Source organism: Sinorhizobium fredii USDA 205, from assembly GCF_001461695.1.
GTDB lineage: Bacteria > Pseudomonadota > Alphaproteobacteria > Rhizobiales > Rhizobiaceae > Sinorhizobium > Sinorhizobium fredii.
The window spans coordinates 1-13,619 of sequence record NZ_AUTC01000155.1; the positions used below are offsets into that span (position 1 = coordinate 1).

General features: G+C 60.4%; 11 protein-coding genes and 1 pseudogene. 6 read left to right on the plus strand and 6 right to left on the minus strand.

The window, feature by feature from the left end; all coding sequences use genetic code 11:
• Nucleotides 1-159: 159 nt before the first annotated feature.
• Nucleotides 160-437: pseudogene (locus N181_RS32145) on the minus strand (hypothetical protein); the annotation flags it as partial.
• 279 nt (nt 438-716) lie between these two features.
• On the opposite strand from N181_RS32145, the gene N181_RS21640 reads away from it, so the two are divergent.
• The 4 genes from N181_RS21640 to N181_RS21655 all read left to right on the plus strand — a co-directional run bounded on the left by N181_RS21640 (nt 717) and on the right by N181_RS21655 (nt 4,332).
• The gene (locus N181_RS21640) at nt 717-1,334 is read left to right on the plus strand and encodes a sugar transferase (RefSeq protein WP_272949694.1); all 618 of its coding nucleotides are present in this window, start codon (nt 717-719) and stop codon (nt 1,332-1,334) included.
• A 70-nt stretch (nt 1,335-1,404) separates the two neighbouring features.
• Nucleotides 1,405-2,862: a GMC oxidoreductase gene (locus N181_RS21645; RefSeq protein WP_037402054.1), complete on the plus strand. Its 1,458-nt coding sequence runs from the start codon at nt 1,405-1,407 to the stop codon at nt 2,860-2,862.
• Nucleotides 2,859-3,302, plus strand: coding sequence for a hypothetical protein (locus N181_RS21650; protein WP_037402050.1), 444 nt, complete (start codon nt 2,859-2,861; stop codon nt 3,300-3,302). The genes N181_RS21645 and N181_RS21650 overlap by 4 nt, the downstream gene beginning before the upstream one ends.
• A 58-nt stretch (nt 3,303-3,360) precedes the next feature.
• Nucleotides 3,361-4,332 (plus strand): phosphoribosyltransferase family protein, encoded by a 972-nt coding sequence (locus N181_RS21655; protein WP_234885921.1) that lies wholly within the window; start codon nt 3,361-3,363, stop codon nt 4,330-4,332.
• A gap of 31 nt (nt 4,333-4,363) precedes the next feature.
• Here the strand turns inward: N181_RS21655 and N181_RS21660 are convergent, their stop codons facing one another.
• Nucleotides 4,364-5,860, minus strand: a complete 1,497-nt coding sequence (locus tag N181_RS21660) for a lipopolysaccharide biosynthesis protein (protein WP_037402046.1) — start codon at nt 5,858-5,860, stop codon at nt 4,364-4,366.
• Between the two features lie 437 nt (nt 5,861-6,297).
• Here N181_RS21660 and N181_RS21665 point away from each other — a divergent pair, with 437 nt between their 5' ends.
• Nucleotides 6,298-7,773 (plus strand): hypothetical protein, encoded by a 1,476-nt coding sequence (locus N181_RS21665; protein ID WP_037402085.1) that lies wholly within the window; start codon nt 6,298-6,300, stop codon nt 7,771-7,773.
• Between the two features lie 34 nt (nt 7,774-7,807).
• Here the strand turns inward: N181_RS21665 and N181_RS21670 are convergent, their stop codons facing one another.
• The 3 genes from N181_RS21670 to N181_RS21680 form a co-directional block, all read right to left on the minus strand.
• On the minus strand, nt 7,808-8,227 hold the full coding sequence (locus tag N181_RS21670; RefSeq protein WP_037402043.1) for a DCC1-like thiol-disulfide oxidoreductase family protein: 420 nt from the start codon (nt 8,225-8,227) through the stop codon (nt 7,808-7,810).
• Nucleotides 8,224-8,412, minus strand: a complete 189-nt coding sequence (locus tag N181_RS21675) for a hypothetical protein (RefSeq protein WP_143565753.1) — start codon at nt 8,410-8,412, stop codon at nt 8,224-8,226. Before N181_RS21675 ends, N181_RS21670 begins: the two co-directional genes overlap by 4 nt.
• Nucleotides 8,413-8,949: 537 nt before the next feature.
• Nucleotides 8,950-9,585, minus strand: coding sequence for a TetR/AcrR family transcriptional regulator (locus tag N181_RS21680; protein WP_198963526.1), 636 nt, complete (start codon nt 9,583-9,585; stop codon nt 8,950-8,952).
• 68 nt (nt 9,586-9,653) lie between these two features.
• Between N181_RS21680 and N181_RS21685 the strand changes: the two genes are divergently transcribed.
• The gene (locus N181_RS21685; RefSeq protein WP_050994791.1) at nt 9,654-10,127 is read left to right on the plus strand and encodes a quercetin 2,3-dioxygenase; all 474 of its coding nucleotides are present in this window, start codon (nt 9,654-9,656) and stop codon (nt 10,125-10,127) included.
• Nucleotides 10,128-10,247: 120 nt separating this feature from the next.
• Here N181_RS21685 and N181_RS21690 read toward each other — a convergent pair whose 3' ends face one another.
• On the minus strand, nt 10,248-13,616 hold the full coding sequence (locus N181_RS21690; RefSeq protein ID WP_234885922.1) for an adenylate/guanylate cyclase domain-containing protein: 3,369 nt from the start codon (nt 13,614-13,616) through the stop codon (nt 10,248-10,250).
• Nucleotides 13,617-13,619: the final 3 nt, after the last annotated feature.

The window sequence follows — 13,619 nt, forward strand, 5'->3', positions numbered from 1 at the left end:
CTCGAGGTAGGCTATCATGCGCGGGAGTTTTCACACAGCCTCCACCCACCCGAGACGATCGATGGATGGCCGCCGATGCGACCTCCGTCCTCGGGAGCCGACGTGCATCCGGCGCCTTGAAGGGATCCAACCGCGAACCCAGGAGTCTTCCTTCAGCACTCACTGAAAATTCCGGCTCTTGATCTTCAAGGTATCGAATATGAAGATCCGGCACGAACATATCCCTCGGCCGATCTCCCGGGACCGGCCGCTCGCGGGAGGCCGGACTCCCGGGAGAGCCCTGGGTGAACTCTTCGCCGCGGCCGGTCGGCCGCCGGAATCCTCCGTCGCGCTCGGCAAGGTTCGACAGATCGGTCGAGAGATCGAAGAACTGCTGGGCGACCAGGTGAACACATCCCTTCCCGTTGGATCCTGCCGTTGATCGCCATCATGCTGGCGCACTACCCGGCGCGACCGAAGAGACATGGAAGCCCATCTTGCAATGAAGGAGGCGGCGCTGAGCCGCCTCCTTCTGGTCGCTACTGAATGCGTGAGGTACCGACCACCGCCGAATGCTGCCTTCAGTCAAAATTAAACTTCATGTTGCAATGCGGAATTTTTACATTAAGGTGCATAGCGAGGCTGGATACCGCTTGGGGTTGCGCATGAGGGGTGTTGCTTGGTCGTTCCGCAGAGTTCATCGAACTGAATTCGTTCCCCTACAGTTGGTCGGCGGAATGGTGAAGCGCGGGTTCGATCTAGGGAGTGCATCATTGGCTCTCGTCTTAGTCAGCCCGCTGTTCCTGTTGATTTGCGTTCTCGTCATGATTGCGGTTGGCGGTCCGGCTCTGCAAGCCCATCAGCGGGTAGGTCGAGGCGGCCGTACGTTCAATTGCCTGGAGTTCCGCGCCACCGTCGATACCCAAGACTGCGGCCGCAGCAATCCGGCGGCGCTGGCTGTATTGACGAGGGATCTGCCGCCTGGGCCCGATCTTTCTTTCACGCCCGTCGGTACGGTTCTTGTGAAACTCGGCCTCCACAAGCTGCCACAGCTCATCAACGTCTTCCGCGGCGATATGAGCATTGTCGGGCCCAACCCGCTCACGCCAGCTGAACTGAAAATGTTTGGCGATGCGGCCGAGTTCTATTTGAAGTCACGGCCTGGCTTAGTCAGGCCGCACCAGGTAAGCGGGAGTGCTCCCGCCTCCTACGCGGACTGGATGGCGCTTGAGCGTCACTATGCCGAGAACTGGTCGCTCGTGGCGGACCTACGCGTCATTGCCAAAACTGTGTCTACTTCTCGCGTTGCAGCCAGAGAACAGACGAAAAGAACGGTCGGCACGCGCGGGCTTTGACCCCCGTGCGATGTTTCGACTGCCTCGTCTTGCGCCTCTGCGGTCACGCTTTCTAGGAAAGGCTTGTCAATTGGTCCTGCATGTTCGACCCGGACAGGTCGCCGGAGAGCATTTCGATGTTGTCGTGATCGGATCCGGCTTCGGCTCGGCATTTTTCCTGCACGCCTTCTTGCAGCATCGCCACACCCGCATTCTGTTGCTCGAATGGGGGCGGCATAATTCCCACGCTTGGCAGCTCGAGCATGGAGCCAACACGGACCTGAACGACGAGCAGACCTACAGGAGCAATTCCCCCAAACCGTGGAACTACACCATCGGCCTCGGGGGGGGAACGAACTGTTGGTTCGCCCAGACACCGCGGCTGCATCCAAATGACTTCAGGCTGAAGAGTCGCTATCGCGTCGGCCAGGATTGGCCGATCACCTATGATGATCTGGAGCCTTTTTATTGTCAGGCGGAGACGGTCATGTCGATCTCGGGAGATCCGGACATGGGCACGATCATGCCGCGTTCGATGTCGTTTCCCCAACCTCCGCATCGCCTGTCGACGCCGGATCGGATGATGAAAGCGGCTCAGCCCGATCAGCATTTTGTCATGCCGACTGCGCGAGCCCGAGTGGCGACGCAACAGCGTCCGTCGTGCTGCGCGTCGCTTCGCTGCTCGCTTTGCCCGGTGGATGCAAAATTCACTGCCAACAACGGCCTCATGCACGTCTTCGAGCACCCGGACGTGTCCGTTTGCCTGGGATCGGAAGTGCGTCGGTTGGAACATGCCAGCGGCTCCGTTCGTGCCGTGGCATTCAGTTATGACGGCAAGGAGCACGTCGTCACAGGCGACCTCTTCGTTCTCGGCGCCAATGGAATCCAGAGCGCCGCGATCATGTTGCGTTCAGATCTCGGTGGTGAGTTCGTTGGGCGCGGGCTGCATGAGTCCTACGGCTGGAACCTGGAAGTCTATCTTGACGGGGTCGACAATTTCGATGGCAGCACCATTACCACGGGGCTGAATTTCGGCCTCTATGACGGGGATCACAGATCGAAACATGCCGCAGCTCTGGTCTATTTCGAAAATCGCTGGCAGCACGGGCTACGTGCGGAGAAGGGACGGCTGCGACAGACGCTGCCTCTGGTGATCGTCACCGAGGACCTGCTTGAGGCGGAGAATTTCGTCAGCCTTGATGAAGACGACAACGCCTTCATCCACTACAAGGGGCCTGCGAACTATGCGGTCGAGGGCATGGCGCGGGCCCGTGAAAAGCTGCCAAAGCTGCTTCGCCCGCTGCCAGTCGAGAAGATCATCGATCGCGGCCTGCGGCGAACGGAATCGCATGTCCAAGGCACGCTCCGCATGGGAAGGGATCCGACGGATTCCGTCGTTGATGGCGACCTGATCCACCACAAGCTCCGCAATCTGCTGATCGTAGGCACGAGCACCTTTCCGAGTTGTTCCTGCGCCAATCCGAGCCTTACCGCAGCGGCGCTTTCGCTGCGGGCGGCAAGCCGAATCATGCGAGGGAGCCGGCTATGAGAGGGCTTTCAAGGCGCGCGGTGCTTGGGTTGGCAGGCGGGGGTATTGCCTCGGCCGCTCTTGCCTATTCGGCCGTCCGCTCGTTCTCCGACGAGGATTTGGTGAGGGCGTCACTGAGAAAATATCTCGATGATCTCACCATTTCGGATGACCATCTGCGGGCCTTCACGCTGGAATTCAAAAAGCGAAACCCCTGGGATTTCCCCACCGAGAAGTTGGCCGACGCGACCACACTGTTTGAAGGGTTGCTATTGGGAGGCGTGGCTCGCCCGCTGCTGCCCGATGACGGCGCAATGCGTCTGGAGCGGTTCGAGCGGTTACTGCTGGGGGAGTTTCATCTTCTGACAGACTACGCCTGGCGGAGCGGAGCGGATGAACCCGTCAGATTTTTCGGAAGCCCGCATTGTGTGAACCCATTCGCGAATTTTGAAACGGCTTAGCGTGTCAACCGATGCTACCTAGGGGTGCGGCAAGATGCATTATCGATCGATTGTCGACATGAGTGCCACGATCGTCAGGAATCTCCACCGCTTACCCGGTGACATCGACCTGGTCGTCGGCATTCCGCGCAGCGGAATGCTGGCCGCCAACCTCTTCAGCCTGACGGCGAACATTCAGATGACCGATTTGGACAGCTTCGTCGCCGGAAAGGTCTTTTCCAGCGGGATCACCAAGAGATCGGCCGCTCTTGGACGCACAATGGCCGAGATGCGAAGGATACTGATCCTGGACGACAGCATCAATGGCGGCAGCGCCATGCGGGAGGCGAGGGTAAGGGCGGCGGCGGCCGGCGTTGCCCGCGATCAACTGATCTTCGCTGCCGTCTATGGCACCTATGAGCGCTACGAGGAAGCCGATCTCGTGTTCGAGGTCGTGCCGCAGCCACGGCTGTTCCAATGGAACGTCATGCATCACAAGTTTCTCGGGCAGAGCTGCGTCGACATCGACGGTGTCCTGTGTTTCGATCCGACGCGGGAGGAGAATGACGATGGCCCGACCTATCTAAACTTCCTTGCACAGGCGCGCCCGCTCTACGTGCCGACGCGCAAGATCGCCTATCTGGTGACCAGCCGACTGGAAAAATACCGGCCGCAGACGGCCGCCTGGCTGGCGGCGCAGGGAATCGAATATGGCGAGCTCGTCATGCTTGATCTCCCGAGCAAGGAAGAGCGCCAGAGGCTTGCCGCCCACGGTCGGTTCAAGGCCGAGTTCTACAAGCGCTCGGACGCCGTGCTGTTCATCGAAAGCGAGCATGACCAGGCGATGAATATCGCGAAGCTCTCAGGAAAACCGGTGCTCTGCGTGGAGTCCCAGCAGATGATCTCGCCGGACATGCTTTGGCTGTCGGGGCAACTGATGCAGGCGACGACTTCCGAAGGCCGGAAGGCTATGCTTAAGGCCATGGCGCGAACCGTGCTGGGCGAAACCGGCTATCAGGCGCTCAAGAGCAAGATGAGGAAGCCGGCTTGACGAACGTGTCGTTTCGTCCCACCGGGCGCCCTCAGCTCGATTCCTCGCCGGGCGATTTGACCAGTCGTTTGGGCAGAAGCTTTAGGGCTTCGCCGAGCGATTGGCGGCCGAGGGGAAACAGTAGCGCGACCGCGATTGTCACGGCATAAGAGAGGATCACGACACAGGCAATGGCGAGGATGGTCTGATACGGAAGAAGCGGCCTGGAAAGCCAGGCGACCGCCAAGGCGAGGTGCGAGCCCAGGATGAAGGGGCTTGCAGCGCGAAATATGTCAGCGAACCTCAGCGGCCCCTTCCTGCCCACGTAGACCCAAAGAAAGGGCGTGCGCATATATTCACTCAGCGCGTAAACGACGGCGACTCCGAGCGCGCCGTGAGGCAGGCCGATCACGAAGGCCAGGGCCGAGGTCACTGCCGTAATGACGCCCCAGCGCATGAAGTCGCCGGATCGCCCCTGGCTGATGAACAGCCAACCGGCCGGATTGTTGAGTGGCTGTAAAAGGCCGGCGAAGCCGAGCGCCTGAAAAATACCTGCGCTTTCCCGCCACTGCTCTCCGAGTACGAACGGAATGAGCACATCTGCGGCGGCGATCGCAGCGGCAACACCTGGCAGCGCGACGAGCAGCATCAGGGGCATGACGCGAAGGTAGGCGCTACGATATCGGTCGGGCTCGTCCGCCATCCGCGAAAGCGCCGGCACCATGACCTTCGAAAGCGGATTGGCGAGCTGGCTCAGCGGAAACAGGAGGAGCTTGTAGGCGCGATCGTAGAATCCAAGTTGCGCCTCGCCCCAGTACCGGCCGATCAGGATATTATCGAGATTGCGGGCGAAGAAATTCGCAAAGTTGAAGCCGGTGATCCCGGCACCGAAGTTCAGCAATGCACCGACGCCATCGCCTTTGAGGCTGAAGCCGGGGCGCCAGCGCGAATTCGACCAGTAGCAGAGCGTCGGTAGCACGGCGCTGGTCAGCGTGCCTGCATAAAGCGCCCAATAAGATCGGTCGACCAAGGTCCAGCCGACCGCGGCGCAGAGGCCGGCAATTGCGCTTCCGATTTCCACCACGGCGAGGCGACCGAAAGCCATGCGCCGGTTGAGCAAGGCCAAATGCTGAGCCCCGAGGCCGTAGGCGATGATTTGCAAGGCCATCGCTGCAATGAGAGGACCCACCCGAGTCTCGCCGTAAAAGCGAGCAATCAGCGGAGCCATGCCCACCATGAGGCAGGCGAGCACCAGGCTGACGGCGACATTGACCCAGAACAGGTAGTTCACCTCCTCGTGCGTTATAGAATTCTTCTGAACGGTCGCCTGGGTCAGGCCGAAATCCTGAAAGAGCGCAACAAACGCCAGCACGGGCGCGCTCATCGCCACGACGCCGAAGTCATCCGGCGAGAGGAGGCGTGAAAGGAGGATGACGGAAAGGATCTGCGTTGCAAACTTGACCGCTTGAGCCAAACCGGTGGCGATAGCGCCTCGTCTGACGGACTGGCGGAGCGACCCTTCGGGCGGATCGAATGCGCTGGCTTTCAAATCCAAGCCCTCATGCCGATTGCGGGTCACAGGTTGAGCCTACCGGGGTGTGTGTCGCAGTGCAACCGGAACGCAGGGGTTTTACCGCTCCGCACAAGAAAATGTTGCTGCGCAGCATTTCCGGTAGTAGTGTCTACCCCAGGTCGTAGGACGATCCCCTTTGCTCGCACGGGCGGGCCGCACGCAGTGCCATGGGGATTTCACGATGGGGGCCCGTCATGAATTCGCAATCAGGAATCCTGTTTGCAATTGGCAGTTGTTACTTTAATTACCGCTCGCATCTGGAAGCAACCTACGGCTGGTCTGCCGGCCGTGAAACCAGCACGCTTCGGCGTGTTTCGATACGCAATTGAAAATCGTAGGGAAAATGGGCGCGGGAACATTCACTCCCGCTGCTTTCCCAGGCGAAAACGGCCGTTTAAGTGGATTCATCGATGATGGCGAGCGTAATACCCTTCTTGAATTTTGGCCCACGCAAACTCTCCAATGTCAGAAGCCTAGCCTACACCTATGACGGTCTCACTGCCTTTACGCCATTCTGGGCCATGGCAGCGATCTTCAGCATCGCCGGTGATGTTTATTCACTGATTGGCTACAAGGGGCCGGCCTATACCATACTGAGCTGGTTTGTCGTCCTGCTCAGCCTCCTGCTGCTGCTCTATCCGCGGCGCACTGGAATTCTGCTGGCGCTCGTTGCCGTTTCGCTTCTGCTCTACGGACTTCGCCTGCCGGTGGCCTCGAACAACAAGACCATCACGGCGGTGATGAATGGTGCGATCCTGCTCAGCGCCGCGTTGCTCTACCTCAAGACCGGCGGCAGGGCGGCCATCGATCGTACGGCGGTATACAGCCAGATTCGTGTTGTCGCTCGAGCCCTGCTCGCGATCATGTATTTCTACGGCATCTTCCACAAGATCAACACCGACTTCCTCGATCCATCTGTCAGTTGCGCGGTCGGGCTTTACGTTCCGCTCGCCCGACCGTTTGGTCTCGAAGACAATCTATTCGGCCGGAATCTGGCGATTTATGCAACCTTCATCATCGAGGCGATCGCAATCGTGGCGCTCTACTGGAAGCGTTATTTCGCGATCGGCTTCATCCTCGCGCTCGTCTTCCACTACGTGATCCCGATCTCCGCCTATTCATGGTACATGGATTTTTCGAGTCTGGTATTTGCACTTTACGTACTGAGCATCCCGGTACCGGCCAGCAAACAGCTCTATGGAATTTCGCTCGAGGCCGCGAATACATTACGCGAACAGTTCGGACGGGTCGGTACGCTTGTCCCCGGCGCAGTGCTAATGGTTTTTGCAGTCGCCGTCGTCATGCTGCTCACCTTGGCCTATCCAGAGCCTACCTTCGACATGGTGGTCCACTCCGTATGGATCCTCGTCTGGTCCGTGGTCGGCGGAGTTGCGATGATTGTGTTGACCTATGTGGCGCTGCAGAATCTGCCTTGCGACAATGTTTCAGCGCCGCGCCCGCCAGCCTGGGTCTACGTGTTGCCGGGCCTGTTCTTTCTTTCCTGCCTGTCACCCTACCTCGGGCTCAAGACCGAAAGCTCGATCAACATGTTCAGCAATCTGCACACGGAGGGTGGCGAGACCAACCACCTGCTCTTCTCCAGCCCGCCATATCTTTTCAATTATCAGAACGAGGTCGTGAAAATCGTCGACTCTTCTGAGCCCTACCTGGTGCAGCAATCTCGCGACGGCAAGTATCACATCCTGCACGAGATCAAGAAACAGCTCCGTTGGAAGCCAGAGGCTTGGGTGACCTATGTGAAGGATGGTGAAACGGTGACGCGCGCGACGGCCGCGACCTTGGCGGATGAGATGCCAAGCCTGCTTGAGCGGAAGCTGCTGATCTTCAAGCTGGTGGATTTCTCGCGACCGAAGGTCTGCACGCACTGAGTGCAGACCGGCAGGGACATTTGAGGGATAGGCGTCACCAGCCATTGCCTGCGTTGCCCGATCGGTCTAGGTCAGCGGGGATAAGAGACCGCCCACGAAGCCGCAAGGTCACCCGGCGCCCAAACTTCAGCAGTGGGTAGATCAGCCGCGCCGCTGTGCGGTTTGACAGGATGGCCCGGTTGAGCCGGCTCAAAAGCGATGAGGACGAACTGAGAATCGCCAGCAGGTTGACTGCTTCGTCGCCATGATAGACGCGGTCCTCGAAGACGAAGAGCATTCCTTCATTCAGGTCGAAGCCCTGCCCCTGGAAGTCGGCGACTCGGGGATCGCCGGAACGCGCATCGATCAACTCGACGGGGCCGACGGCTTCACGCAATCGCATGAACCGCACATAGCTCTGACAGAAGATGCAATCGCCGTCGTAGACGATCAGCGCTTTTTCGGGCTTTTTCATTGGGCAACCGGATCAAAGCCGAGATCGGTCGGCGGTTCGGCCATAGCCCCTTGGCTGCAACTTCCATAAAATGTGCAGCCCGAAACGACCGGCAGGTTCTTCAGCGCATCGAACACGCCGACAAACGCCAATCCCACTACACCCAAGGCTATGATCTTTTTATAGAACGCCATGTTTCGAAGCATCTGGCGTGCTCCCTCGTTCATTCGAGCGGGCAACGGTTGCAGGATTCTCATTCAGGCTTGCAGGCCTGCGCCCCGAGGTTGTCGCCACCATTGTTGTGCAACGCAACATGTACGAAGTTTGCACGGCAATCAAGGGGTTTCGCCCTTTTGAAAGGGGCAAACAGCCCCGTCCCCCTGCCCGAAGCTTTCCCTTCCGGCTGCTGAGTCCCGTGCTAACGGAACGGATACCGCGCATGCTGAGTTAGCCTGGCCGGAGGGGAAGGAATAACAAGCGGGCTCCAATAGCGGCCCGCGTTTTTGACGTGGCATATGGCAGCTGGCCTGTCCGGCCCTGTCAGCGTTCTAATCGATACATTATGTGATCTTTTTAGCCCAGAACGTGAACATCCTCGCAACAAGCCGCGCACAGGGCTCGTGAAGAACGGCTCCATTCGACCCGATGCCGCCTTGAAATCTTCTGTGGGAAGGTCATCAATGTCCACATTGCAGTCATTGCCTCGCAGAGAGAACGCGTGTCGGCCTGATCCCATCGCGGCCTTAGGAGTCTGCAATGCACGGTTCAGCAGCAGAGGCATCGGAAATGGCGGCTCGGAAAAGCGCGCGCGCCGACCATTGCATCAGGCGGGTCGCCTCTTCGCGCGACAGGCCGCCTATGTCGGTCAGCCATACGAGCGCCTCTATCCCGCATGCGGCTCTGATCGCCAGAGCAAGACGCCTCAGTTCCGCTTGCGGGATACGTTCGCTGAGCGGTGCCATTGCCTCCAAAATCCAGCCAACCGCACGCCCTTGCCTCAGTACAAGGTGCTCATGGGAGCCAAGCTCGGGATCGAGGGAGAGCCGCAGCATCGTGCGCAACTCAGGTTCATTCTCGACAGTAAGTTCCGCAAGCGTCTTCACCGCCAAGTCTATGCGAGCTTCCGGATCGGTTGGAGGATTATCTCCAAGCAGTGTGTGGAGGTCGATCTCAGGGTGCGCTGCAAGCAGCAAGGAGCGCTGGTTGGGGAAATATCGATAGGCGGTGGTGCGGGAAATGGCACCCGCATCGGCCGCCTGCTCGACTGTCGGCGTGATTCCTTCGGTCAGCAATCGACGGGTGGCTTCGACTAAAGCGCGACGCGTACGCGCCTTTTGCTGTTTCCGGCCAGTACATTCATATGGAACTGACATGCTCATTATGGTATCGTTATCCCACAATAGAATTTAGGCGCCATATATAGTCCGACTTGCTATGGGAGGAAAGCATGATGCTCACTGCGATGTCGGCGACCGGTTCTGCTCAGGATCGCTTCTGGTGGCAGGGTAGCTTGATGATCATCAAGGCTCGCGCTGCCGATACGGGCGGGGCGCTCGGCTTGGTGGAGGCCAGTTTCCCCGAGGGGTTCGGTCCGCCGCTGCACGTTCATCATCGCGAGGACGAAGCCTTTTATGTGCTCGAGGGCAAGATCCGCTTTCTTCAAGGCGACACCGACTTTGTGGCCGGTCCCGGTACATTTGTCTGGGGCCCGCGCGGCGTCCCGCACGCGTTCAAAGTTGAGCCCGGCGGCGCGCGGGCGCTCGTCATGGTCACGCCAGGCGGGTTAGAGGAAATGTTCGCTGTCGGCGGAATGCCCGCAGGCGACTTGGCCGAGGCGCCAGCCGTTCCGTATGACCCCGCAGCGGCAGCTGCCTTGGCGGAAAGGTTCGGATTCGAGGTCGTCGGTCCACAGCTTGCCTGAATGATATCGGACTTGCAGCTGAAAATGCGGGTACCGCGAGCATCCCCCTTCTTGGCCCGGCGATCGTGGTCGTCGGCAACCCGACGCTAGGATGAGCGAAGCCCTCAGGCCTTTACTAAATCATTGCGATCCGGTTTCAGCCTCTGGATGGCGACGGATCGCGCCCCCAAATTCGTCGAGGAGGCTCTTGGCCTCGACGAGATCCGGCCTGTCGAAGCCTTCGGTAAACCAGCCGTAGATTGGACTGAGCAGGTCGCAGGCATCGCTCAGCCTTCCCTCGTCGTTCCACATCCGGGCGAGGCTGGTCGCGCAGCGCAACTGCCAGAGCCTTGCGTTCTGCTCGTCTGCAACGCCAAGGGCTTGATAGAAACAGGCCTCAGCCTCAGGTGAATCTGCCTTGGGAAGCGCCCGCAGCAGCTCACCCCTGACCCGATATAGCTCCGCCTCGATCCACCGGGTCTGCGTCCGATCGATCTTCTCCAAGCCGGCCGCTACGAGGTTCAGGCCTGCTGCGGCTTGCTGGGTCTGCACTGTCAGTTCAGCGCGCAGGCACAGGAAATAGGGCGACAGTGCCTCGGCCTCTGTGGCCCGATAATCGTCGAAGCCGCGCTGCATGAGCGCGATGGCTTCCTCAAGCTGCCCGTTTCCCGCAACAGCCCAGCCGTGTACGACATCGCCAAGAGCCTGATAGAGCGGGAAGCCGAGCTCTGCAGCAAGCGCGACGGCCGCTGTCGACTCCTCTAGGGCGTTGGGCACATCGTGGAGGAGTTGAAGGGTCATGCAGCCCCAGGAGAATGCCAGCGCCGAGGTATTCGCTTGCGAGAGGTCACCGGCGTGCCTGAGTGCCTCGTTGTGTCGGGCTGCCCCCTGTTCTGGATAGCCGAGCATCACGAGCACCTGAGAAAGCCAAACCAAGCACATCACGCGGGAATCGCTGGCATACGTAAAGGCCGAAGTCCGGTCTCGCTCCGGGTCGTAAAGCCGTGCGCCTGCCTCCAGATGGGCGCGGCTCTCGCCCAACCGCCCGAGCAGGCACAGAGTTACACCGACCATGCGATGGCCTGCGACGGTCGCCGAACCGTCACCTCGCTGCTCCCCCGCGCTCAGCAGGTCCCGTGCAAGTTTCAGGGCAGCATTCAGTTCGCCGCGGTGAACGTGATGGGCGCATCGCCCGTACAGCGCCTGAGGCAATTCCGGAACATCGACCAGCTCGAGGCACAGCTCATGGGCACGGGCATAGGTCGAGCCCGTCTCGGCTGCCGCGAAGCCCCGTGCATGCAGCCAGGAGTGACCAAGGGCCAGTTGCAGAACAAGCTCGCGCCTCAGCCGCTCGGGCCCTGGAGGCAGGCTACCAAGCACGTCCAGCCCCATGCGCAGATGTGCGATTGCCTCAACGAGCGCCGAGCGTCGCAGCGCTTGCTGGCCAGCGCGCTGCCAGTAGTCCACGGCCTCGTCGAGCAGCTTCGCTTCCCCGCAGTGCCTGGCGAGCAGTTCCGGCTCACGCTCCACCGTTTCCGGGAAGCGCGTCTCCAGGACGCGAACGATTTTGGCATGGATCTCCCGGCGGTTAGCCTTGAGAAGACTCTCATGCGCGGTGTCGCGCACCAGCGCGTGCTTGAAGGCATAGTTCGCCTCGGTTGGCGTGCCGTGGCGGAATACAAGCTCGGCCTCGACAAGGCGCTCCAAGGCGGTCTGGAGCTCGGCTACGGGTAACGGCGACACCGCGCTGAGAAGCTGGAAGCCGAATTCTCGTCCGATGCAGGCCGCCACCTGCGCCACCTCCCTCACCCCTGGCACCCGATCCAGACGGGCCAGAAGCGACGCGTAGAGCGAAGCGGGCACCGTTCCTGGCGCTGTCATCCCGGTCTCGAGGACAGCCTTCGTCAGTTCCTCGATGAACAGCGGCACGCCGTCGCTTCGAGCCGCGATTTCCCCCAGCACAGCCGGAGGAAGGCTGCTGCTGCCACTGAGGCGTGCGACGATTGCCTCGGCTTGGCGACGGTCAAGACGGTTGAGCGCAAGGCGCGTCATGTGCGAGTGCTCGCCCAGGTGCGGCTGGTTATCCGGCCGGGTTGTCAGGAGCATCAGGACCCTCGCGCCCACAACGCGATCGAGGATCTGGCCGATGAGCTCAAGGGTTGTCGGATCGATCCAATGTAAGTCTTCAACGACCATCAGCACTGGTTTCCGGCGCTCGCGTCCGAGCAGTTGCTGGATCAACGCCATCTGCGTACGGGCCCGCCGCTGCTGTGGGCTAATGTCCAACGGGGGATAGCGCGAGCCCGCCTCAATACCCAGAAGTCCAGCGATCAGTGGTGCCGCCTCTGAGATGTCCTTTACTCCCCGACGCAGCAGCGTCTCGAGTTTATTCAACTTCTGCTCGTCGCCATCGTCGTGCCCGAAACCAGCCGCAAGAAGGAGTTGCTGCACCACCGGCCAAAGCGGGGTACCGGTGTAATGAGGCGAGCACTGGTAGCGCAGGGCGATATGAGCGTCCGCCGCAACACGATCGAGCAATGCCTGCACCAATCGGGACTTGCCAATGCCAGCTTCGCCGACCAGGAGAACCGCCTTGCCATCTCCCATTATTGACTGCCGCCATCTCCTTAGGACGAGAGCCAGTTCCTGATCGCGCCCGACCATGGGCGTCGCGCGGCCGGATTGCCGGGCCTCGAACCGGCTCTCCGACAAGTGCGGGCGAAGAACCACAAAACCGCTGACGGGCTGATTAAACCCTTTGAGCCGGATCGGTCCGAGATCGCGCAAATCGAACGCGTCGCCCAGAAGCCGGCGCGTTCCGGCTGCGATAACCACGGTCCCGCAGGAGGCGACTTCCTGCAATCGCGCCGCGAGGTTCGGCGTTTCGCCAACCACGGCTTCCTCGCGTGCCGCGCCATCTCCGATCAGGTCGCCGACGATCACGAGGCCCGTTGCGATGCCGACTCGTGCCGCGAGCGGCTCTCCGAATGGAGTGGAAAGCTGTTTAACGGCCTGAACGATCGTCAGACCTGCCTGCACGGCGCGCTCGGCATCATCCTCGTTCGCACGAGGCCAACCGAAATAGGCCAGCACCCCATCACCCATAAGCTTGGCAAGATGCCCACCCCCACGGGCGATCTCGCCCATGACAGCATTCTGGTATGCGCGCAGGACCTGACGCATGTCCTCAGGATCGAGACGCGATGATAGAGCCGTCGAACCAACCAAATCAACGAACATGATGGTAAGCTGTCGCCGCTCTGCTTGACCCATCGCCGATGCGACTGCCGACGGCCCGCTGGCCGGTCTGTGCAGTTCTGCGATGGCGGCCAGAAGCTGTTTGCGGTGTCCGAGCGACACTACACCGAGCTCCCGCAGGTCACCGTCAGTTAGAGTGGGAAGCAGGCTCGCATCAATATCATTATCGCAAAACGCGCGCTCGTACTGGCCGAGCCCCAGGCCGAGTAGCCACGCCCTAATGCTTACCACGTCCCCATTACAGGATCTCACGGG